17 protein-coding genes are annotated in these 23878 nt (G+C 62.8%); 9 read left to right on the plus strand and 8 right to left on the minus strand.

The window, feature by feature from the left end; translation table 11 throughout:
• The first annotated feature begins 55 nt into the window (after positions 1-55).
• Entirely contained in the window at positions 56-502 is a 447-nt protein-coding gene (locus AWB80_RS27835) for a universal stress protein (protein ID WP_061177890.1), read from the plus strand.
• 10 nt (positions 503-512) lie between these two features.
• Here the strand turns inward: AWB80_RS27835 and AWB80_RS27840 are convergent, their stop codons facing one another.
• The 3 genes from AWB80_RS27840 to AWB80_RS27850 all read right to left on the minus strand — a co-directional run bounded on the left by AWB80_RS27840 (position 513) and on the right by AWB80_RS27850 (position 4143).
• Entirely contained in the window at positions 513-1970 is a 1458-nt protein-coding gene (locus tag AWB80_RS27840) for an NAD-dependent succinate-semialdehyde dehydrogenase (RefSeq protein ID WP_061177891.1), read from the minus strand.
• Between the two features lie 209 nt (positions 1971-2179).
• Positions 2180-3841 carry a cation acetate symporter gene (locus AWB80_RS27845; RefSeq protein WP_061177892.1) on the minus strand — a complete coding sequence of 554 codons (1662 nt, stop codon included), beginning with the start codon at positions 3839-3841 and terminating at the stop codon, positions 2180-2182.
• On the minus strand, positions 3838-4143 hold the full coding sequence (locus AWB80_RS27850; RefSeq protein ID WP_061177893.1) for a DUF485 domain-containing protein: 306 nt from the start codon (positions 4141-4143) through the stop codon (positions 3838-3840). Before AWB80_RS27850 ends, AWB80_RS27845 begins: the two co-directional genes overlap by 4 nt.
• A gap of 304 nt (positions 4144-4447) precedes the next feature.
• Between AWB80_RS27850 and AWB80_RS44095 the strand changes: the two genes are divergently transcribed.
• From AWB80_RS44095 to AWB80_RS27865, 4 genes are read left to right on the plus strand one after another with little or no spacing between them, the layout of a single operon-like run.
• Positions 4448-4726, plus strand: coding sequence for a hypothetical protein (locus tag AWB80_RS44095; protein WP_160147477.1), 279 nt, complete (start codon positions 4448-4450; stop codon positions 4724-4726).
• Positions 4726-5673, plus strand: coding sequence for a DUF4123 domain-containing protein (locus AWB80_RS27855; RefSeq protein WP_160147478.1), 948 nt, complete (start codon positions 4726-4728; stop codon positions 5671-5673). Before AWB80_RS44095 ends, AWB80_RS27855 begins: the two co-directional genes overlap by 1 nt.
• Positions 5666-8518 (plus strand): toxin VasX, encoded by a 2853-nt coding sequence (locus AWB80_RS27860; RefSeq protein ID WP_061177895.1) that lies wholly within the window; start codon positions 5666-5668, stop codon positions 8516-8518. Before AWB80_RS27855 ends, AWB80_RS27860 begins: the two co-directional genes overlap by 8 nt.
• On the plus strand, positions 8515-9474 hold the full coding sequence (locus AWB80_RS27865) for a hypothetical protein (RefSeq protein WP_061177896.1): 960 nt from the start codon (positions 8515-8517) through the stop codon (positions 9472-9474). The genes AWB80_RS27860 and AWB80_RS27865 overlap by 4 nt, the downstream gene beginning before the upstream one ends.
• A 12-nt stretch (positions 9475-9486) precedes the next feature.
• On the opposite strand, the gene eutC is transcribed toward AWB80_RS27865, so the two are convergent.
• The 5 genes from eutC to AWB80_RS27890 form a co-directional block, all read right to left on the minus strand.
• A complete protein-coding gene (gene eutC / locus AWB80_RS27870) occupies positions 9487-10254 on the minus strand; it encodes an ethanolamine ammonia-lyase subunit EutC (RefSeq protein WP_061177916.1) in 768 nt (255 codons plus the stop codon).
• Complete coding sequence (locus AWB80_RS27875; protein ID WP_061177897.1) at positions 10254-11633, minus strand: ethanolamine ammonia-lyase subunit EutB; 1380 nt, start codon at positions 11631-11633, stop codon at positions 10254-10256. Before AWB80_RS27875 ends, eutC begins: the two co-directional genes overlap by 1 nt.
• The gene (locus AWB80_RS27880) at positions 11630-12781 is read right to left on the minus strand and encodes a branched-chain amino acid ABC transporter substrate-binding protein (RefSeq protein WP_061177917.1); all 1152 of its coding nucleotides are present in this window, start codon (positions 12779-12781) and stop codon (positions 11630-11632) included. The genes AWB80_RS27875 and AWB80_RS27880 overlap by 4 nt, the downstream gene beginning before the upstream one ends.
• A 94-nt stretch (positions 12782-12875) precedes the next feature.
• The gene (locus AWB80_RS27885) at positions 12876-14108 is read right to left on the minus strand and encodes an NAD(P)/FAD-dependent oxidoreductase (RefSeq protein WP_061177898.1); all 1233 of its coding nucleotides are present in this window, start codon (positions 14106-14108) and stop codon (positions 12876-12878) included.
• Entirely contained in the window at positions 14108-15559 is a 1452-nt protein-coding gene (locus AWB80_RS27890; protein WP_061177899.1) for an amino acid permease, read from the minus strand. The genes AWB80_RS27885 and AWB80_RS27890 overlap by 1 nt, the downstream gene beginning before the upstream one ends.
• Before the next feature lie 299 nt (positions 15560-15858).
• Between AWB80_RS27890 and AWB80_RS27895 the strand changes: the two genes are divergently transcribed.
• From AWB80_RS27895 to AWB80_RS27910, 4 genes are all read left to right on the plus strand, one after another.
• The gene (locus tag AWB80_RS27895) at positions 15859-17271 is read left to right on the plus strand and encodes an aminotransferase-like domain-containing protein (RefSeq protein ID WP_061177900.1); all 1413 of its coding nucleotides are present in this window, start codon (positions 15859-15861) and stop codon (positions 17269-17271) included.
• 464 nt (positions 17272-17735) lie between these two features.
• Positions 17736-18989, plus strand: coding sequence for an efflux RND transporter periplasmic adaptor subunit (locus AWB80_RS27900; RefSeq protein ID WP_061177901.1), 1254 nt, complete (start codon positions 17736-17738; stop codon positions 18987-18989).
• 44 nt (positions 18990-19033) lie between these two features.
• Complete coding sequence (locus AWB80_RS27905) at positions 19034-22276, plus strand: efflux RND transporter permease subunit (protein WP_061177902.1); 3243 nt, start codon at positions 19034-19036, stop codon at positions 22274-22276.
• 1 nt (position 22277) lies between these two features.
• Positions 22278-23741, plus strand: coding sequence for an efflux transporter outer membrane subunit (locus AWB80_RS27910; RefSeq protein ID WP_061177903.1), 1464 nt, complete (start codon positions 22278-22280; stop codon positions 23739-23741).
• Positions 23742-23878: the final 137 nt, after the last annotated feature.

Raw genomic sequence — 23878 nt, forward strand, 5'->3', positions numbered from 1 at the left:
CGCCTATACTTGATCTTGTCACTTCATTGTCCCCAGAGAACCGGAGGACGTCATCATGTTCAAGCATCTGCTGGTACCCACAGACGGCTCCGCGCTGTCAGAAGCGGCATTGCGCATGGCGGTCGCGCTCGCCAAGGAAAACAACGCGCGCATCACGGGTCTTTATATGGTGCGGCCGTTTCATATGACCGTTTACAGCGCCGAAATGGTGGGCTCGGATCAGGCTGATCTTCAATCCGTCGACAGGGCGCGCGCCGAACAATATCTCGAGAACATGCGAAGCATCGCGACTGCGGCCGGCGTGGAATGCGATACCGAAGCGCCTACCGGCGCGCATCCCTACGAAGCGATCCTCGATACCGCGAAGGCGCGCCACTGCGACCTCATCGTGATGGCGTCGCACGGACATGGCGGCATTCGCGGGCTATTGCTCGGCAGCGAAACGCAGAAGGTGCTGACGCATAGTCACTTGCCGATTCTGGTGGTGAGGCCGCCGGAGTAAGCCTGAGAGCCTACCTCTCCAGATTCCCAAAACACACATACTTCGATTCCAGATACTCCTCGACCCCCGACGACGCCCCCTCGCGCCCCATCCCCGATTCCTTGATACCGCCGAACGGCGCAACCTCATTGAACACGAGGCTATCGTTCACGCCAACGACGCCGCACTCCAGCGCCTCCATCACGCGAAACGCGCGGCTGATATCCGCCGTGTAGAAGTACGCCGCAAGCCCGGTGCGCGTATCGTTCGCGAGCGTGATCACGTCGTCTTCGTCCCTGAAGCGCAGCACGCTCGCAATCGGCCCGAGCACTTCGTCGCCGCACACGCTCATCGACGGATCGACGCCGGTCAGCACCGTCGGCCTGAAAAAGTTCGAGCCGGGCGCCAGGCGCGAGCCGCCCGCCGCGATCGTCGCGCCGAGCTTCACGGCTTCGTCGATGAGACTTTCGACGCGCGTCACCGCCGCCTCGCCGATCAGCGGACCGATCTGCGCGCCTTCGTCCAGGCCATTGCTCACCTTGAGCAACGCGACCTTCGAAACGAGCTTCGCGACAAAGGTTTCGTAGACGTCTTCATGCACGAAGAAACGGTTCGCGCACATCGCGGCCTGACCCGAATGACGGAAACGCGCATCGAGCGCGCCTTTGACGGCAAGGTCGATGTCCGCATCGCCAAACACGATGAAAGGACAATTCGCGCCCAACTCCAGCGACATCTTCTTGACCGTGGGTGCGCACAAGGTCATCAGCCGCTTGCCTTCGTCGATCGAACCGGTGAACGACACCTTGCGCACATCGCGATTCGCGAGCAGCGTGCTTCTGATCGGCTCGCCCTCGCCCGTCAGCACGGACAGCACGCCGCGCGGCAAGCCGGCGTTTTCGCCGAGCACGCAAAGCGCGAGCGCTGAAAACGGCGTCTGCGGATCGGGATGATGAATGACCGTGCAGCCCGCCGCGAGCGCGGCGCCGACGCGTCGCGCGACCATCGAGGAGGGAAACGTCCATGACGTGATCGCGCCACACACGCCGATCGGCTGATGCAGCACGCGGATGCGCTGATTGCGCCGCGGCGCAGGAATGTTGTCGCCGTAGATGCGGCGCGCTTCTTCCGCGAACCAGTCGAGGTAATTCGCCGCCTGCGTGATTTCCGAGCGCGCTTCGTGCAGCGGCTTGCCCTGCTCGCTGCACAGGATGATGGCGAGATCGTCGCGATGAAGCTCGACGAGGCGTCCCCACTCACGCAGTACCGATGCCCGCTCGCGGCTGCTCCAGCTGCGCCAGTCCTGCAACGCGGCGTTCGCGCATTCGACAGCTTCGGCCACCTGCTCCGCCGTGACTTGCGGCACGCTGCCGATGATCTCGCCATTCGCCGGATTGGCGACAGGCACGCGCGGCAGCGACGTGTTGTCGACCCACGCGCCGCCGATATACGCCGATTGCTCGAAAAGACTGGGGCACTGCAGTTCCATGGCTCGCTCCAATGCGTGTGGCGCTTCGTGCATACAGTTGCATCGAGCTTAACGCATTTTTTCGGCCATTCGATAACGCGGGGCTGTGTTGTCGTATCAGTGCAGCGGCATGTCGCGCCGGCGATGTATTCATCGCAAAACGACCGGTCGGTCGATCGAAAGCGCTTACGCGGCGGCACGCCGATGCGCGCCGCCGCGTCAACATCACATCAATGGCTCGCGCCTTCCACCGCGCCGATGCCCGTCTCCGAACGCACCGTCTGCGCTTCGAACCCGGCCTTGTCGATGCGTGCGCGCGCGGAACGGTCGGTCACCGAGAACAGCCAGATGCCGGCGAAGCCGATCGCCATCGAGAACAGCGCGGGCGATGCGTACGGGAACGGTGCGCTCGCGTAGTGGAACACGTCGACCCACACGGCTTTCGAGAGCACCGTCATCACGACCGCCGAAAGCAGGCCGAGGAAACCGCCGATCGCCGCGCCGCGCGTCGTGCAGCCGCGCCACAACACGGACATGAAAAGCACCGGGAAATTGGCCGACGCCGCCACCGCGAACGCGAGCGACACCATGAACGCGATGTTCTGCTTCTCGAACACGATGCCGAGCACGACCGCCACGATACCGAGCACGATCGTCGTGATACGCGACACCTTCAGCTCGCTCTTGCTCGACGCCTTGCCCTTCTTGAACACGGTCGCATACAGATCGTGCGACACCGCCGATGCACCCGCGAGCGTCAGGCCTGCGACCACCGCGAGAATGGTTGCAAACGCGACCGCCGAGATGAAGCCGAGGAACACGTTGCCGCCGACCGCGCTCGCCAAATGCACCGCCGCCATGTTCGTGCCGCCGAGCAGCTTGCCGCCTGCGTCCTTGAACATCGGATTGGTGCTCACCAGCACGATCGCACCGAAGCCGATGATGAAGGTGAGAATGTAGAAGTAGCCGATCCACGTCGTCGCCCAGAACACCGACTTGCGCGCTTCCTTCGCGTTCGGCACGGTGAAGAAGCGCATCAGGATGTGCGGCAGGCCGGCCGTGCCGAACATCAGCGCGATGCCGAAGGAGATCGCGGAGATCGGGTCCTTGATGAAATTGCCCGGGCCCATAATCGACTCTTTCTTCTCGTGTACTTCGACGGCCTTGGCGAACAGCGCTTCGGGGCTGAAGTGGAACTGCCACAGCACCATGAACGCCATGAACGATGCGCCCGCGAGCAGCAGACAGGCCTTGATGATCTGCACCCAGGTGGTCGCGGTCATGCCGCCGAACAGCACGTACACCATCATCAGCGCGCCGACGATCACCACCGCGATCCAGTATTCGAGGCCGAACAGCAGCTTGATGAGCTGTCCCGCGCCGACCATCTGCGCGATCAGGTAGAACGCCACGACCACGAGCGTGCCCGACGCCGCGAACGCGCGAATGGGCGTCTGCTTGAAGCGGTACGCGGCGACATCGGCGAAGGTGAAGCGGCCGAGATTGCGCAGGCGCTCCGCCATCAGGAACGTGATGATCGGCCAGCCCACCAGAAAGCCGATCGAATAGATCAGGCCGTCATAGCCGTTGCTGTAGACCGCGGCCGAAATGCCGAGAAACGAGGCCGCCGACATGAAGTCGCCCGCGATCGCGAGACCGTTCTGGAAACCGGTGATGCCGCCGCCCGCCGTGTAGAAATCGGCCGCCGAGCGCGTCTTCTTCGCGGCCCATTTGGTGATGAACAGTGTCGCGATCACGAACGCGATGAACATGCAGATCGCCGTCCAGTTGGTCGCCTGCTTGACCGCCTGACCGAGATCGCCGCCCGCGGCGAAGGCACTGGCGGATGCGCCGAAGAGCGCGCCCGCCGCGAGGAAACGTTGCGACTTCATGCGGCCTCCCGCTTGATCTTGTCGGTGAGTTCGTCGTACGTGCTGTTGGCGTGGCGCACGTAGAGACCCGTGATGACGACCGTGAAGACGATCACGAACAGGCCGATGGGCATGCCCCAGGTCATCACGCCTGCGCCCATTTTCGCGGAGAGCAGTTCCTTGTTGAACGCGATCAGCAGCACGTAGCCGTAATACACGATCAATACGAGCGCGGTGAGCGTCCAGCCGAGCTTCGAGCGTTTTCGCACCAGTTCGCCGTACGCGGCGCTCGATTTGATTTTTTCTACTACCTTGAGATCCATTTGTGTCTCCTGCGTGAATGGCGCTGGAGACTAAGGTAAAAGCGTCCGCTTACCCGTTTCTTACGCGAGGCACTTTCTTTCGACGGGGTTTACGCGAAGCATCGAGCTCAGCCTGAGCCGTGGAGTCAGGCCCATGCTTTGAAAAACAGGGCCATTTCAGACTATTCATATTTCTCGCGGATCGCCTGTCTGCAACACTGAGCGGACCAGTGTTCGTCTGGATATTCGTATCGCAATCGTCCTGCGGCGCTTTGGACATGACTCGCACGCCTTCGCGCTAGGCCTTTCGGAAAACTCATCATTCATGCCACATCAATCCGACATGCGGTTCACGTCGCCCATGCGCTACAGCCACGGCATCGTCACCGCCTTCGAGCAGGGCACGGCGAACTACATCATCGATGTGGGCGACCACGTCGATTACACCGTACAAGGGCATCACAAACTCAGAGCCGCCCAAAGTCCATGGACACCGGCCCGGGCAACCACCTCTCGCTCAACGGCTCGCCCAAAGCCGGCCAAGCGGTGGCCAGACGGCGCCTGCCCGCGCAATCCGTTCCCCTATGGCAAAGGAGTCGCCTGATGCTCAGCAGCGCGGAATCCGCGCGACCAGATTGGTCGCGCCACGTCGTGCAGGAAGTCGCGGAGCCCGCCTTTGCAGAACTGCAGAAAGCAGCACGTCCGTGGCTATGGCTTGACGGCGCGGCCAGCGACACGCTGGAAGCCGAAGTCATGGCAATCACGCACCGCTTTGACCACCGCTGGGTGTGGCGTGGCACAGAACGGGAATACCAGGGTCCCGGCTATCGGCAGGGACCATTGCTTGTCCCTCTGGACACAGCGCTATTCGATCATTTCCTGACCCATTGGGCAGTTCCGGGAATTGGGCTTGTCTTGCTCAGTGAAGCGGATGAATCGACTCTCATAACTCATCTGCAAGCACTGCATCAGATCATCGCTGCCGATGGTGGACCGCTGCGCTTCAGCCTTGCAGCCCGGCGCCCACTTGAAGAACTCTGTGAAGCATTACCGCCGCACCGCTTGGCTGAACTGCTCGGGCCTATAAAGACACTGTCGTGGGCTGCCGAAGCAGTCGCGCCCGCGATGTGGTTGCGGATCGAGGCGCCGGCGAACTACACCTCGTCATTTGTCCCGGCTCACGCCTTTACGCTGACCACCAGCGACGAGGCGAAACTGGATCGCGCCAGTATGGCGTGGTTCATGCGCGATACCGTCCGTCGCCTGCGCGAGAACTACCCGAGTCAAGCAAATCTGATCGACACCGATGAGTGCGCTCAACATCTCGCTCTGTTTGCCGATGAGGCGCGCAGACTCGAACTGCGTCTCGAAAGAGACGTCCGCCAATACTTGGCGCTTCGGCTCGTATATCCGCAAGAGTCCTTCGAGCGAGACGCTGTTCTCCGTGCGAGTTTGATGAAACTCGATGTCTCGGCTCGTCAACGCATGATGGACCTCGAAGATCGTCTGCAACAAACCATGATCCACAAGAATCAGAATCCCCATGGCTGATAACTTCAAGAAAGCCCTGCAACCACCCCATCCTGGTGAGAAGCAGGTAGGCAAAGCCATCTCTCCGCCGCCGTGCCAACGTGGCATACCTATCTATCCGCTGCGCTATGGCATCACGGATCATCCACTGGATACCAAGCTCTTCCCGAAGCTGACCACCGCAGGATACCCTGCGTTGCAGGGTGGCAAAGCCTATGGTTTGCGCGTGCTGCGTCCCGGTTGCTATGTGTACCTTTGCTATATGAAGGACGGGCGCATGTGGACGCAACACTATCGGGTTACGGCAGATGTTCGCTTTGCGCCAATCTGGTGGACCGAAGCCGATGACAAGGATGCCGCACCGGGACGACTCGCCACGCCCGACGAGACGGTTGCCCAGCCATGGCTACTCGCACCGGAAGAGAAAACTGCTACCACGGTCTATCTTCTGGTGACCGATACCGTCCTCACTCACCGCACCCTCTATAAGATTGAAACCAATCAAGGCGGTCTGCGTGACAAGCTCGCGACGCAGGTCAAGCCGGCTGGCGGTGACCAGCAGGCGCATACCTTCCGGGCAATTCTCGCGGGCAACGCTACGGTCGAACTGATTAAACCTGCGATCTCCGGTACGCCTTATGGGTATAGCTGGAGCGAAGTGAAGCCGGAGAAGGAAATGGCCGATAACAACCGGATAGTCGGCGGAATGTACACGATGCTTTTGCCGCGCAAAGACGTGATACCGCTCGCCGTGGCGTTGCAAGACACCATTGGCATTGCCAGCGAGCTTGGCTATCTTTGCTCGTTGGCCGTGAAGGATAAAGACGCCTTTCAAACGCAGAACAAGCACAAGTTACAAAGCGCTGCCCTTATCGATACCTACTTCAAGCAAGCGGAAGCATCGCCCGATGGCAAGAGCCAGGACGGTCTGGATGCGATCCGAAGACAGAAGAACATGGTGGATCTGAATGGCGCACGTGCATTCAAGTCGACCCACGATCAGAAACTGAAAAATTTCGATCCTCCTATCAGGAAGACCGGTGCCGATGTCGTGGCCTGGATGCGCCTTCTCGACGATTCCAAATTGCTCGGCACCGCACTCCGATCATTCGATTTATCGTGTGTCCGTAACGCGATGGACTACGAAATCGCGGTGCTCAATTGCATTGGCGCTTCGGTTCACACCGACGACGGACTCCATGAACTCGCCAAACTGATCAGGGCGGAGCCCAAACTCAGCCCTTTGTGGAAAGCACTGGGAGCCGGCGACGAGCCGCTGATGGATCGTCTGAACCGTTACCTCATCATCTCCCGAGCGGTATTCGGCGCTGCGGACAAGTATGTGGAGGAACGAGCGGCGACGGCGGCCACCAATATCCTGGCCGGCATGGTGCAGCACTTCGTGGCGACAGCGCCCGTGAACGAAGCCAGAATTCAGATTCTGCGTCTGCGCCATGTCAGCGCGCGGCGCTTCAATATCACGCTCGGATACACAGAGATTTCCGCCGAGCAGTTCGCTCACTATGCGATGGAAATGCAAGGCTATCTGGTGATGGGCCCAGATGTGTTCGCTCGCTGGAAGTTGGAGATGAGCCAAGTCCCCGGAAGAACGCCCGGCAGCGTGGAGACGCAAGGAAGCCAGCGCATTGAGGTGTGGGAATGGGAGACCATCGGCACGGCTGCGGTGCAAGGAGCGGCGCATGGTCATGCTGAACCCATTCCGGCTATTGGCAATCCGTTGCTGCGTAATCTCAAGCGCGTGCGTGATATAGCCGTTGTCAAGGCCGCGCCGTTGCGTACACCGGCGGGAGTTGGGTTTACTGGTATCGGAGGGGCGTTGGCGGTGTGGACAATGCGGGGAGCGGTGAAGGATCTGAGCAAGGAACTGAATGGGACCAACGCAGTATCCGGATTCGGCGCTCTTGCTGGATTGGCTGGATCTGCAATTGAAGTGACCACCCTTGCCCTCTCCATGTTCATGGCGCGCAAGGGGAACGAAATTCTCGCCACAACCATCGCCACCGTTGGCTTCAAATGGGGTACCACGTATGCGGGTGGTGCTGCCGCAGCCATTATGGCCGTGGCCGATACCATCCGTGCCGTCAATGCCTCCAACGACGGAAATGCCGAACAGGCCAGTTGGTATCTGGGTTCGGCTCTCGCAGGCGGTGTAGTGGCGGTAGCTACGTTTGCCGGCGGCCAAGCTGTACTGACCACGCTCGCCGCTGGTGGCGGCGAAGCCGTGGCTGTGCTGGGCTTCACCCCCGTCGGCTGGCTTGTGATCGCCGTGCTGGCCACGGCGGTTGTCATCTATTGCTCCGTGAAAGCCGGCAGCAGCCAACAGTCCCCTGTTGAAATCTGGCTTGCACATAGCGCGTGGGGTGCGGCGGTCAGACACTTCAGCCTCAGTCAGGAAATGGAGGCGTGGCACAGCCTGCATTTCCGGCCCCAAATCACCACCAAGTGGGAGGCTGCCTATGGCAACAGTGGCACTTTGCGTCTGCGCTGTACTTTGCCTGGCGATGGTAATGGTGATTTTCGAGCGGTCCTTCGCGCCAGCTTGCATGGCCAACCTCTTCAGAGGGTCGATGCCGAAACGGCAGGCAAAGCGACGGGTGCCTTCAATCTGAATCTCGACAAACAATTCGTGGTGGGACGTTTGAGCAGTGACTATGGCGCAGAGCGAGGCTGGCAAATCGGCATGCATCATGAAGCTCAAGTGGAAGTGAGCTATCTCTATCGCCCCGATCCCCAAAAGATGCCTGACCTTGGACTGGAGCAACCCGACATGCCCAAGCCACTGATTTTCACACGCGACGGCGCTGCAGACGAGAGTCGGTTGGCTCCGGTGAGGGCACCAGCATGAGCATAGCCAGCAGCGAAAATGTTAAGCGCCTGCCGCCCGGCCTGTTCGCGGGCGCCACACGCTTGCAACACAACACGCTTACCGGCGAGGAAGCGGTCGCCACGCCGTGGGAGATCGGCCAGATTCTGGGCGTCCGGCGGATCAATGACCAATGCGTGGAATTGCAGACCGCAGACAGCACGGGAAATCGTGAACTGGCTGCCGGATGGGTGGGACGATCAATGGAGATCGGAATCTTCGGATCGCTATTCTGGCTAAGCTTCCTGAGCGGTCGCAGCGCTCTCGTGATGGCCTTAATCTCGCCTTTGATTTTCACCGTCATCGGACTTTTGGTCTACCTTTTCAGCGGCGCCCGACGCAACCGCGGTACCTTCATTCGCCTGCATCGCGGTACGCGCAAGCTCTATTACGTTGCCCCTGGGCAGGAGGAGTTGCTAACGCTGGACTTTGATCGTCTCGTACCGATGGCGGGCTTCATGCCGCTGCTCGCTTCAGGGGTCTACACCACGCGTCATCCGCTGTTTCTGGTGGGACTGGATACCATTGCCACGCCGCCCTGCGAGCGCTGCATCGTCTGCGGCAATCTCGGCTGGCGAGACGATGGGCAATCGGCCAAGCAACTATGGGACTATCTGCAACGCTTCATGGAAGATGGACCACACGGCCTCACCCCTCCTCCGCCCGTACCGAGACGCGATACGCGCACCCAGGCATTCACCCGGCAGTTTCACGAGTGGTCTGCAAAATTCCGCGAGGACTTGCCCACGGCCAAATCGCGCTGGCGCTCGCCCTGGCTTGTCTTCTGGAAGGTCTTCTGGCTCATCGCGATGGTCTTTCCCGACAGTCTGGCCGATTGGCTGCAATACAACGTTCCGTACACGCGCTTTCCCAAACAGATCGATGAACTGTGCGACATGCCGTCACCGCGAGTAGATAACCGCGGAATTGATGAGTAAGGGCATCCGCCGCTATCCGCCCAATCGCCGATCGATCGTGCGCCCGGGCAAGGTCGCGGCGCTATCGTCCTTGAGGGCGACGCCCGTCAGCTTGCGCTGACGCGCCTCGTTCAACAGCCAGGCGAGTTTGAACGCGGCCGCGTCGTAAGCAAGTCCTTCAGGGCGCACGTTCGATATGCAATTGCGCTCTGCATCGCTGCGGCCCCGAACGGGATCGTACGTGACATAGACGCCGAGGCTCGCGGGCGAACTCAGCCCCGGCCGCTCGCCTATCAGCACGGCCACCAGGCTCGGCTTCAAGATCGCGCCGATGCCATCGCCGAGCGCCACGCGCGCCTGTGTCCCGATGACCACGGGACCGATGCGCCATCCTTCGAGCCGCGCCATCGTCCTTTCGATGAGCGGTATCGCATGCGTCGATGCAGCGCTGGACGACAGTCCGTCAGCGATGACGAACACGAGGTCTGCGTGCTTCGTGTGGGATTCGAGACGCGCCGCACTTTCGTCGCTCAGACGCCGCCCGAGATCCGGACAGCGCAAATAAACATCGCGCGAGGGCGCCGCACTTTCGACTGTGGCGATGTCGAATCCCTTCGATAGCAACGCGCTTCGCAACGCGTCGACATCGAGCGGCCGATGCACCGCGTCGCGCGCCTGCGCATGCGCGAGATTGAACGCGAGCAGCGGCGCGGTCGGCAGACTGCTGCCCGCGCGGCCCAGCGCGATGCGGGCATCGGTGAAACGCCTCAACGCGTCCCATGGATTGGCGCTGACGCTCATCATGCCCTCATCCAGTCGGTCAACGCGGGCCAATGCGCGCGCTCCTGCAGCATCCCGCGCCCGTTCGTGATCTGGATCGCGCGCAACCACGCTTCGAATTCCGGCGCGCGCTTCAGTCCAAGCACTTCGCGCACATAGAGCGCATCGTGAAACGACGTGCTCTGATAGTTCAGCATCACATCGTCCGCGCCGGGCACGCCCATGATGAAGTTCACGTTCGCCGCGCCGAGCAGCGTGAGCAGATTGTCCATGTCGTCCTGATCGGCTTGCGCGTGATTCGTGTAGCAGACGTCGCAACCCATCGGCACGCCGAGCAGCTTCGCGCAGAAATGATCTTCGAGACCCGCGCGAATGATCTGCTTGCCATCGTAGAGATATTCCGGGCCGATGAAGCCGACCACCGTATTCACGAGAAACGGATTGAATTTGCGCGCCACTGCATACGCGCGCGCTTCGCAAGTCTGCTGGTCCACGTCGTAGTGGGCATTCGCCGACAACGCACTGCCCTGCCCCGTCTCGAAGTACATGAGATTCTCGCCGACTGTCCCGCGCTGCAACGACAAACCCGCTTCATACGCCTCCTGCAACAACGCAAGCGATATCCCGAACGATGCATTCGCCTTCTGCGTGCCCGCGATCGACTGGAACACCAGATCGACGGGCGCGCCCTGTTCGATCGCCGCGAGCGTGTTGGTCACGTGCGTGAGCACGCAAGTCTGCGTCGGCACGTCGTAGCGTTCGCGGAACGCATCCATCATCGCGAGCAGCTTGCCGATGGCCTGCGGCGAGTCCGATGCGGGATTGATGCCGATCATCGCGTCGCCACAGCCGTACATGAGGCCGTCGATCATCGATGCGGCGATGCCCTGCACATCGTCGGTCGGATGATTCGGCTGCAGGCGCACCGACATGTGTCCCGGCAAGCCAACCGTGTTCCGGAAGCGCGTGACGACCGGCCGCTTCTTCGCGGCGAGGATGAGATCCTGATTGCGCATCAGCTTCGATACGGCCGCGACCATCTCCGGTGTCAGTCCTGGAGACACCGCCACGAGCGCGGCCGTATCGGTCGAATCGGCCAGCAGCCATTCGCGGAACTCGCCGACCGTGAGATGCGACACGGCGGCGAACGCGTCCTTCGAATGCTCGTCGATGATGAGGCGCGTCACTTCGTCGTCTTCATACGGGATCAACGCGTCTTCGATGAACGCGCGCAGCGGCACCGCCGACAAAGCCAGCTTCGCCGCCGCGCGCTCTTCTTCCGTCGCCGCGGCGATGCCCGCGAGTTCATCGCCGGAACGTGGCGGACTCGCTTTCGCCAGCAGCGTCCTCAGATCGTCGAAGCGATACGTGCGAACGCCTACGGTTTCGCTGAACCTCATACGCCGTTCCCGCCGACCGTTTTCAAACTCTTCCATTGCCCCTGTTCGACCTGAAAGAGCGTATAGGGTGGCTTGATCAGATCGCCGTACGGATCGAACGAGATCTTGCCGGTCACGCCGGTCACGTTGACCTTCGCGAGCGCTTCGACGATCTTGCCGCGATCGAGCGAATTCGCATCGTGAATGGCCTTGATCATCGCGAGCGCGGCGTCGTAGGCGAAGGGCGCATACAGTTCGACATCCTGATTGAAGCGCGCCTTGTAGCGCTTGCCGAACTCCTGCGCGGACGGCAGCTTGTCGAGCGCGGGCCCCGGTTCTAGATCCTGCGTGCCGTTGCCCGAATTGCCCGCGATCTGCAGGAACGCATTGCTCTTCAACGCGCCCGCGCCGAAAAGTTGCGTCGTCATGCCGAGCGAGCGCATCTGCTTGACGAGCATCGCGCCCTGTTCGTCGAGCCCGCCGAAGAAGATCAGATCGACGTTCTGGCTTTTCATCGTCGTGAGAATCGCGCGGAAGTCGACGGCCTTGTCGTTGGTGTATTCGCGCGCGACGACCTTGCCGTTCGCTTCCTTCACGCCTTTTTCGAACGCATCGGCGAGACCTTGCCCAAACGCCGTGCGATCGTCGATGATGCCGATGCGCTTCGGCTTCATCTGCTCGACGACGAAGCGCCCCGCCACCACGCCGCCCACGCCGTCGTGACCCATCGTGCGGAACACGTTCTTGAAGCCTTGCTTCGTGAGTTGCGGGTTGGTCGAGCCGGGCGTGATCATCGCGACATTCGCCTGGTGATAGACCGTCGACGCCGGAATGCTGCAACCGGAGTTGTAATGCCCGATCACGCCGACGATGCCGCTATCCACCGCCTTCTGCGCGACCTGAATCGCGACGCGCGGATCGGCCTGATCGTCGTAGACGTCCAGTTCGAACTTGACGGGCTTCCCGCCGACGGTCGGATGCTTCGCGTTCTCTTCATCGATGGCGAGTTGCGCGCCGTATTGCAAATCCTTGCCGACGCGCGCGACCGGCCCCGTCAACGGCCCGACGAACGCAATCTTGACGACTTCAGGATCGGCGGCGAACGACATCGGCATGTACGCGGCAAGCACGCCTGCGGCAAGACTCGAAAGCATTAAGCGGCGGTTCATGTTCGTGCTCCACAGAATTGGACGTCGCGCCAGGTTCATACGGTCCGCACGCGGCGCGACACCGCGAGCGAGCCTCATGGAAATGCGCGCCGCTTCAGTGAAAACGCGACGCGCGATAGCTCGCGAGATCAAGCGGCGGCGCGCGCCGCGCGATCAGATCGGCGACGATGCGTCCGCTCACGCCCGCGAGCGTCAAACCCAGATGTTGATGCCCGAATGCGTAAATCACGCGCTCGCTCGCCTTCGATGCGCCGATCACCGGCACGCCATCGGGCAGCGTCGGACGAAAGCCGAGCCATTCGCGATCCGGCGCGCCGAGCGCGGGCAACGCGCGCTTCGACGATACGGTCACGAGATCGAGCAACGCGCGGTTGCGTTCTTCGGTGAAGCCCGCAAGCTCGACCGTGCCCGCGACGCGAATGCCGTCGCTCATCGGCGTCATGTAGAAGCCGCGTTCCGCCCAGCCGCACGGCCGCGAGATCAGGTCCGATGCCGACGCATAGCGAACGTGATAGCCGCGCTCGGTGTCGAGCGGAACGTGATCGCCGCATTGATGCGCGAACTCGCGCGAGCGCGCGCCGGTCGCGATGACGACATGATCGAAGCGGCGCGCAGCGCCGTTCACGCGCAATGACACGCCCGGCGCTTGCGGTTCTATCGCGTCCACTTTCACCCGTTCGAGTTGCGCGCCGCGCGCGGCCAGACGTTCGAACAAAGCCTGAAGAAAGCCGGCGGGATCGGTGAAATGCCAGCTATCGCTAAACAGCACGCCACACGCGAAGATCGGCGCGAGCTGCGGTTCGAGTTCGCGGATCGCGCCGCTGTCGAGCACATCGAAACCCACGCCGAGGCTTTCGCGCAGGGCAAGAGAATCGCGCGATGCATCGAACGACGCAGCGCTCGAATACAGATACAGGCACTCGCGCGCTTTCACGAATCGCGCAAGGCCATCTTCTTCGAGCAAGGGCGCATAGCCTTGCTGCGCGCGCGCGAGCAAGGCCGCCAGCGCCCGCGCACTCGCTTCGTAATTCGCGCGCCGCGAGCTCAGCAGAAAGCGCGCGAGCCACGGCGCGAGTTGCGGCAGATAACCCCAGCGCAATCTGAACGGGCTGTCGTTCGAGAGCAGAAAGCGCGGGATATCGCGGAACACGGACGGATTGTTCACCGGCACGCATCCGTACGGCGCGAACGTGCCCGCGTTGCCGAACGACGCGCCCTGCGCGATGCCCGCCGGATCGAACAGCGTGACATCGTGTCCGTCGCGCATGAGCCATGCAGCGCTCGCCACGCCGATGAACCCCGCGCCGATGATCGCCACCTTCGACATTACTCGTGCCCCTTCCATGCAAGATCGCCTTCATGCGACAGGAATCCCGTCGCCGATTCGCTCTCTTCTTCGTGACGATGATGATGCTTCGCCGCGAAGAAGTAAGCCACCGACGCCACCGCGAGGCTCGCGAGACTCGCCATCATTTGAGGACGCAGTTCGTGGTCCGCGCCCATTGCCGCGAGCACGCCGATGATCGCGAAGACCACCGCATACGACAGCCACGGAAACAGCCACATCTTCAGCGTGAGACGCTCGGGCGCCTGCTTCTCGATGCGCCGGCGGATGCGGATCTGTGCGAGCGCGATCGCGAGATAGACGAACAGCATCACCGCGCCCGATGCGTTCACGAGGAACAGAAACACGCCCTGCGGCGACACGATCGCCGCGATGATCGCCACATAGCCGACCACGCTCGACAACACCACGGCAAGACGCGGCACCTTGTGCGGCGTGAGCCTGAGCAGCGACTTGGGCGCATCGCCGCGTTCGGCGAGACGGAACAGGATGCGCGACGACACATACAGACCCGAGTTCAGCGCGGACAGCACGGCGACGAGCACGATCGCGTTCATGATGTCGGCGGCGTAGGGAATGCGCATCGTCTCCAGCGCGGCGACGAACGGCGAATGGCCCGTCACGATGCTGCCCCACGGCACGATGCACGCGATCAGGAACAGCGAGCCGACATAGAACGTGATGACGCGCAGGATCACCGAGCGCGTCATCGCGGCGACGCTCTTGGCGGGATCGTCGGATTCGGCGGCGGCGATGGTCGCGATTTCCGCGCCGCCGACCGCGAAGATCACCGTCGGCACGGCGGCAAACACGGACATCGCGCCGAACGGCAGAAAGCCGCGATCGCCGACGAGATGCGTGACTGCGCCACCCGTGTGCCCGAAACCGAGCAGATAGCCCGCGCCGATCGCGATGAACGCGATGATCGCCGCGACCTTGATCGACGCGAACCAGAACTCGAATTCGCCATACGACTTCACGGACAGAAGATTGATCGCGGTCATGACGGAGAGCAGCACGAGCCCGATGACCCACACCGGCGCCGGTATCCAGCGCTGCAAAATGGCCGCGCCCGCGACCGCTTCGACGGCGACCACGATCACCCAGAAATACCAGTAGAGCCAGCCGCTCGTGAAGCCGGCCCAGTTGCCGAGGCCGATGCGCGCGTATTCGGTGAACGAGCCGACGCCGGGCACCGCGAGCGCCATTTCGCCGAGCATGCGCATGACCATCAGCACGACGATGCCGGCGACGAGATACGACACGCACGCCGCCGGGCCGACCGTGGCGAGCGTCGCACTGCTGCCGACGAACAGGCCCGCGCCGATGATGCCGCCGAGCGCGATCATCGTGACGTGGCGCTGGCGCAGCGCCGAGCCGAGTTTTGGCGGGCCGCCGGATGGAGTGGATTGAGCGGATTGAGGCAAGGACATAGGGAATCTCCTGCGGACAAAGATCAGATGGATGGCACACGCGGCTCAGGCAAAAGCGCATCGCACACCAGACAAACTCTGATATTAGAATCACACAAGATTTTTTTGTGTGCAATTAAAAACACGATTGTGTGGTGCCGGGATTTTCCCTAACTCCGGGCTGGATCGGCTCTTGCAGAGCCGATGTCACGGACTTTCGGGGCTTACATGGCCATTGCATCGGCCTCACTCTGGGTTAGAATCGGCTGACTTCCGCACAAATCGCGGACAAAGCATCGTTTGTATGGAGACAGAGATTCATGGCTTCCGACAAGGATCAGACGCTGACCGCGAACGGCGAAGCCGAAGGCACGACGAAGCGATCCACCTATATCGAGGTATCCAGCTCGATCGAGCAGGAAATCCGCAGCGGCATCTATCCGCCCGGCAGCCGCCTTCCGCCGCAGCGGCAACTGGCGAGCGAACTGGGCATCAATGTCTCGACGGTGTCGCGCGCGTACAAGGAGTTGCAGTTGCGCGGCCTCGTGATCGGCAGCAAGCGGCGCGGCTCGCTCGTCACCGGCGGCGCGATGCCGAGCGTCGAGAAGACGCCGCCCGCGAGCGCGGGAAGCGCAGTCATCGATCTGACCGTCAACCGGCCCGCGACCGGCGAATTTCTCGCGTGCCTCGCGCGCACCATGGGCGAGCTGCCGCGCGATCCGCGCTTCGCGCAGTTGCAGGAATATCAGCCGCCGCAGGGGCCTTCATGGGCGCGCGCGGCCGGGGCGCGCTGGATGAGCGCGCCGGGCTTCGCGCCGACCGCCGATCAGGTCGTCGTCACGAGCGGCGCGCAGCATGGGCTGTACGCGGTGCTCAACAGCCTGATCGGCACGGATGGCGTGATCCTCGCGGATCAACTGACGTATTACGGGCTGAAGGCGCTCGCGCCGGTGTTCCAGTTCGAGATCGTCGGCATTCCGAGCGACCGCGACGGCCTGCTCGTCGACGAGGTCGAACGCGTATGCAAGCGCGTGCCGGTCAAGGCCATCTTCACCGTGCCGAACCTGCAGAATCCCACCGTCACGACAATGAGCCTCGAGCGGCGCATGGCGCTCGTCGATGTCGCGCGCCGGCACGGCGTCGCCATCATCGAGGACGACGTGTACGGCCCGCTCGTCGCGCAACGCCTGCCGACGATCGCGAGCCTGTGCCCGGAGCTGACGTTTCACATCTCGGCGACCTCGAAAATACTCGCGCCCGGCCTGCGGCTCGGCTATCTGCTGAGTCCGCAGGACAACGCCGCGCTGTGCGCGGAAGCCGTGCGCACGACGGCGTGGATGCCCGCGCCGCTGTCGATGCTGATCGCGGCCGTCTGGATGGAGGACGGCACCGCGCAGCACATCATGGATGCGCAACTCGCCGAGATTCGCGCGCGCCACGATCTCGCGCGCGAGTTGCTGCCGCAGGAGTGGCTGCAATCCGATCCGGCCTGCATGTTCGTGTGGCTGAAGCTGCCGCTGCCCTGGCGCGCCGATGACTTCGCCGCCAATGCGAAAGCGCGCGGCGTGGTGGTGATGCCGTCGTCGGCGTTTGCCGTGGACAGGTCCGAGATCGAGCATGGCGTGCGCATCAATCTGGCGTGCGCGGAAAGCCGGGAACAGCTCGTCAGCGGCTTGCGGACCCTGGCGAGCACGCTGCGCGACCGGCCGCGCGCCTTGTTCGGGCATCTCTGACACACGCGACGACGCAGGAAACATCGACAGTTCTCTTCGGCATTTCACAAATCGGCATGACGAATCCGCACCTTGCTAAGCGATCCATAGCTTCGCGCCTGCGCTAGCGATTCGTCGGGCCGCCCACCTATTCAGTAATTGCTACGCATGGCGATCCACTGCGTTCAGTCGAAATGGCATTAAACGCTATGGCGTTTTCAGCCGTATTCAGCTATTAGTAGATTCGTCACGCACGTCACGCCATAGGGGTGGCGAACCATGAGCATCTCTGGCTATAACTCGACCGTCAAAACCGGAGGCAGCTACGACACATCACAAACATCAGGCTCGCGCTCGCTGACGTCGCCAACGAATCCCGTCCCGCGCGATTTCATCTGAAACGCATGCCGCGAGCATGTCGTGGCGAGACGCCCCGCCGGCGCGCTCGCTCATCTACGATCGGCCATCCCAAGAGGGAGGCGCCTATGGCGTTCGTGTCGGAACAGATACTGCACTGCTGCTCGTTCGTTCAATCTTCACGCCCGCTGCGCGCAGTCGCGCTCGCCGCATTCGCGTCGCTCGCGCTCGTGGCGTGCAAGAAGCCGCCGCCCGAAGCCGCGAAGCCCGCCGTCGATGTCACCGTCGTGACCGTCACCGCGCAATCGACGCCCGTGGAATTCGATTTCACCGCGCAGACGCAGAGTTCGCGCGAGGTGGAAATCCGCGCGCGCGTCGACGGCTTTCTGGAAAAGCGCATGTATACGGAAGGCGCGGTCGTGTCGGTCGGCCAGGTGATGTTCATCATGGACAAGCGCCCCTTCGAAGCCGCGCTGCAGACCGCCAAGGGCTCGCTCGCGCAGCAGCAGGCGCGGCTGCTCGTCACGCAGCAGAATCTCGGCCGCGTGAAGCCGCTCGCCGCGATGAACGCGTTGAGCAAGAAGGATCTGGACGACGCCGTCGGCAACGAGAAGAGCGCCGAGGCCGCCGTGATCGCCGCGAAGGGCGAGGTGCAGACCGCTGAACTCAACCTGAGCTACACGACGATCCGCTCGCCCCTCAAGGGCCTTTCCAGCTTCGCGCGCGTGCAGGAAGGCAGTTACGTGACGCCGACGCAATCGGGCCTGCTCACCTACGTCTATCAGCTCGACCCGATGTGGGTGAACTTCAGCATCTCGGAGAACGAGTTGCTGAACTATCGCGAGCAGATCAAGAAAGGCCTGTTGCACTTCCCGCCCGACAACCAGTTCGACGTGACCGTCATCCAGGCCGACGGCTCGGTGTATCCGCAGACCGGCCGCATCGACTTCACGAATCCGGCGTTCAGCACGGAGACGGGCACGTTCCTCGTGCGCGCGGTGTTCGCGAATCCGAAGGGCACGCTGCGCCCCGGCCAGTTCGTGAAGGCGCGCGTGACGGGCGCGGTGCGGCCCAATGCGATCCTCGTGCCGCAACGCGCCGTGCTGCAAGGCGCCAAGAGCCATTTCGTCTGGGTGATCGACGATCAGTCGAAGCCGCATCAGCGCGTCGTCGAAGTCGGCGAGTGGCACGGCGACGACTGGTTCATCACGAGCGGCCTGAAGGCAGGCGAGCGCGTCGTCGTCGATGGCGCGATCCGGGTCAGCGCGGATTCGCAGCTTCGCGTGGTCGCCGCACCCGCAGCGGGCGACGCGCCGGCCTCCGGCGCACAGGAGGCGTCGCTCGGCCAGACGAAGAACGCAAGCGGCGGAACCGAAAAGTGATGTGAACTGACGACGATCGAAAACACGTCGCGCGGAAGGGGCCAATGAATATTTCACATTTCTGCATTGACCGTCCGATTTTCGCGTCGGTCATATCGATCGTGATCACGCTGGGCGGCGCGCTGTGCATGTTCGCGCTGCCCACCGCGCAGTATCCCGACATCACGCCGCCGCAAATCACGATCTCCGCGACCTATCCGGGGGCGAGCGCCGATGTCGTCGCGAACAACGTCGCCGCGCCGATCGAGCAGCAGGTCAACGGCGCGGACAACATGATCTACATGAGCTCGTCGAGTTCGTCGACGGGCAATCTGACGATCAACGCGTACTTCCAGATCGGCACGAATCCGGAGCTCGCGCAGGTCGACGTGCAGAACCGCGTGAATCTCGCGCTGCCGCAACTGCCGCAGTCGGTGACGAATCAGGGCGTGCAGGTGCAGAAGAAGTCGCAGGCGTTCATGATGGTGATCGCCATCTATTCGCCCGACGAACGCTATGACGCCACGTATATCGCGAACTATGCGAACGTGTATGTCCTCGACGCGCTCAAGCGCATTCCCGGCGCGAACCAGTCGGCCATCTTCGGCACGCCCGATTACGCGATGCGCATCTGGCTCAAGCCCGACCGCATGGCGCAGCTCGGCATCACGGCCTCCGACGTGCAGCGCGCGGTCGCCAACCAGAACCAGCAGTTCGCCGTCGGGCGTCTCGGACAATCGCCGACGGGCGCAGCCGTCGAACAGTCCTTCGCGGTGACGACGACCGGCCGGCTCACCGAGCCTTCCGAATTCGACAACATCATCATTCGCGCGCAATCGGGCGGCGCCGCGATCGTGCGCCTGAAGGACGTGGGCCGCGCCGAACTCGGGCAGAAAGACTATTCGATCCGCAGCCGCTTCCAGGGCAAATCCGCGACGGTGCTCGCCGTCTATCAGCAGCCCGGCGCCAACGCGCTCGATGTGTCGAAGCAGGTGCGCGCGTCGCTCGCCGAGATGAAGAAGACCTTCCCGCAGGGCATCGACTACGAAATCGCGATGGACACGACGGAGTTCACGCGCGCGTCCATCTCCGATGTGGTGCATACGTTCTTCGAAGCGGTCGTGCTGGTCGTGATCGTCGTGTTCGTGTTCCTGCAGAGCCTGCGCGCCACGCTGATTCCGGTGATCGCGGTGCCGGTGTCGATCGTCGGCACGTTCATGGGCATGGAGGCGCTCGGCTTCTCCATCAACATGCTGACGCTGTTCGGCATGGTGCTCGCGATCGGGATTGTCGTGGACGATGCGATCGTCGTGATCGAGAACGTCGAGCGCAACATGACCGTATTCAAGCTCGATCCGAAGACCGCCGCCAAGAAGGCGATGGACGAAGTGGCCGGGCCGGTCGTCGCCATCGTGCTCGTGCTGTGCGCGGTGTTCGTGCCGGTGGCGTTCCTCTCCGGCATCACGGGGCAGATGTACAAGCAGTTCGCCATTACGATCGCGATATCGGTGGTGATCTCGGGCCTCGTCGCGCTGACCCTGTCGCCCGCGCTCGCCGCGTTGCTGCTGAAACCGGGGCATCACGAGAAAAAGGGCTTTTTCCGCTGGTTCGACAACCAGTTCCTGCGCATGACGCACGGCTACACGAGCGTGGTGCGGCTCATCATCAAGCGCTTCCTGATCGCGCTGCTGCTGTTCGTCGGCATGATCGCGCTCGCTGTCGTCATGATGCGCGACATACCGACCGCGTTCCTGCCGCCCGAGGATCAGGGCTATCTGCTCGGCGCGGTGATCATGCCGGATGCCGCGTCGCTCGATCGCACCGGCGCGGTGTCCGAGCGGGTCACCGAATACTTCATGAAGCAGCCGGCGGTCGGCAGCATCACGACGATCGACGGCTTCAGCATTCTCGACAGCCAGAACAAGAATAATTCGTCTACCTTCTTCGTCGGCTTCAAGAGTTTCGAGGACCGTTACACGTCGGCCAATATCAGAACGCAGAACGCGCGCGCCGTGCTCGTCGACGCGTACAAGCATCTGTCGCAGATCAAGGAAGGCATCGTCGTGCCGCTGAATCCACCGTCGATTCCGGGCCTCGGCACGACGGGCGGCACCGAGATGTGGATTCAGAGCAAGGGCGACGCGACCATCGGCCAGTTCGCGGCCATCGTGGACGATTTCGTCGCCAAGGCCAAGGCGCGCCCCGAGCTGACGGGCGTTACCTCGACCTTCAACGCATCTTCGCAACAGATGCTCGCCAATGTCGATCGCGACAAGGCCGAAACGCTCGGCGTGCCTGTAGAGGACGTGTATAGCGCGATGCAGACGATGTTCGGCTCGCTCTATGTGTCGCAGTTCAACCGTTCGAGCCGGCTCTGGCAGGTGATTCTGCAGGCGGAGCCGCAGTACCGGCTGAAGCCCGACGATCTCACGCAGATTTTCGTCAAGAGCAAGACCGGCGAGATGGTCCCGCTCAAGGCCATGGTCACGACGCGTTATGTGACCGGCCCCGATCTCATCACGCGCTTCAACAACTTCCCGGCGGTGAAGATCACGGCGAACGCCGCGCCCGGATACGCGTCCGGACAGGTCATCGAGGCGCTGGAAGATATCGCGAAGGGGTTGCCATCGGACTACGGCATCGGGTGGAGCGGCGAGGCTTATGAGGCGAAGCAGTCGGGCAGTTCGTCGGCGCTCGTCTTCATATTCGGCCTGATCATGGTGTTCCTGATCCTCGCCGCGCAGTACGAGAAGTGGAGCCTGCCGTTCGGCGTGCTGATGGCGGTGCCGTTCGCGATCTTCGGCGCGCTGCTCGCCATTCTGCTGCGCGGCCTCAACAACGACGTGTACTTCCAGATCGGCCTGACGATGCTGGTCGCGCTCGCCGCCAAGAACGCGATTCTCATCTTCGAGTTCGCCGTGCTGAACCGCGAGGCGGGCAAGTCCGTCTACGAAGCCGCGATGACCGCCGCCGAAGAACGCCTGCGCCCGATCGTGATGACTTCGCTCGCGTTCATTCTCGGTTGCGTGCCGCTCGCCATCGCGACGGGCGCGTCCGCCAACAGCCGCCATTCGATCGGCACCGGCGTGATCGGCGGGATGCTCGGCGCGACGGTCATCGCGGTGTTCTTCATTCCGATGTTCTTCTGGGGACTGGAAACGATGTCCTCGCGCTCCAAGAAAAAGAAAGGCGACGAAGCGCCCACCGCCACGGATGCCACCGATGCCGCCGATGCGAAAGCGCCCGGCCCGAACGCGTCCGGCAGCGGCCCGAATGCCTCGCCGTCCGCTCCGGACAAGGGGGACTGACATGCGGCGCACTTACGCCAGCCTCGCCGCCGCGCTATCGCTCTCCGGCTGCCTGCTCGGTCCCAACTACTCGCGCCAGCCGGTCGAGACGCCCGCGACCTACCGCTTCGCCGCGGCCGAAGTCGCCGATACCGCGAACACCGAATGGTGGAAGCAGTTCCAGGACCCGGTGCTCGACGAGCTGATCTCGACCGCGCTCGCGAACAACAAGGACGTGAAGATCGCGGCGGCGCGCGTCGAACAGTTCATGGGCCAGTTCGTCACGACGCGCTCCGCGCTGTTCCCGCAGATTTCGGCGGGCGCGAACGCCGCGCGGCAGCGCGCTTCGGCGGCGGGACCGCAGCCGCTCAACGGCTTCGGGCCGGTCTACAACAGCTTCGACGCGTCCGTGTCCGCCGCGTGGGAACTCGATCTGTTCGGGCGCAACCGGCGGCTCACCGAGGCCGCGCGCGCGAATCTGCTGTCGAGCGAGGAAGGCCGGCGCGCGACGATCCTGTCGCTGGTGGCGTCGGTGGCGACGTCGTATCTGAATCTGCGCAGCTTCGACAAGCAGCTCGAAATCGCCAAGGCGACGACCCAGAGCCGGGCCGAATCGGTGCATGTGTTCACGTTGCGCTTCGAAGGCGGCGAAGTCTCGCAGATGGAACTCGCGCAGAGCCAGTCCGAATACGAAGCCTCGCTCGCGACGATTCCGCAGCTCGAAACGCAGATCGCGCAGCAGGAAGACGCGCTCTCGGTTCTGCTCGGCGCGAATCCCGGGCCGATCATGCGCGGCCGCACGCTCGGCGAACTCGTGACGCCGGTGATTCCGTCGGGGCTGCCGTCGGACCTGCTGGAGCGGCGCCCCGATCTGCTGCAGGCGGAACAGGATCTGGTCGCGGCCAATGCGCTGATCGGCGCGGCGCGCGCGCTCTATTTCCCGCAGATTTCGCTGACCGGCCTGCTCGGCACCGCGAGCGGCCAGTTCTCGTCGCTCTTCACGGGACCGTCGCGCGTGTGGGCGTTCGCGGGCCAGGTCACGCAGCCGATCTTCACGGCCGGCAATATCTCCGGCCAGGTGCAATCGGCCGAGGCGCAACAGCAGGCGGCGCTGCTGACGTATCAGAAGGCCATCCAGGTCGCGTTCCAGGAAGTCGACGATGCGCTCATCTCGTCGCAGAAGCTGCATGAGCAACTGGAAATACAGGGCCGCCAGGTCACCGCGCTCTCCACCTATTCGCGGCTCGCGCGGGCGCGCTACGAAGGCGGCTACACGAGCTATATCGAAGTGCTCGACGCCGAGCGCAGCCTCTTCAACGCCCAGCTTTCGCAGACGCAGACGGAGGCCGCCGCGCTCGCGTCGTTCGTGACGCTCTACAAGGTGATGGGCGGCGGCTGGGTCACGACCGCCGACAACATGACCACGCAGCAGCAATCGGCGACGCCGCCCGCCGATGCGACCAAGCCCGGCCAGACCGTGCAATGAACACGCCCGCCTCCGATGATCGCAAGACGCGCCCGCTGATCGCGTGCCACGAATGCGATCTGGTGCAGCGCGAAGGCGAAGTGCCGCCGGGCGGCACGCTGCGCTGCTGCCGCTGCCGCGCGGTGCTGTATCGGCGG

It is taken from the genome of Caballeronia pedi (genome assembly GCF_001544915.2).
In the GTDB taxonomy this organism is placed as follows: Bacteria; Pseudomonadota; Gammaproteobacteria; order Burkholderiales; family Burkholderiaceae; genus Caballeronia; species Caballeronia pedi.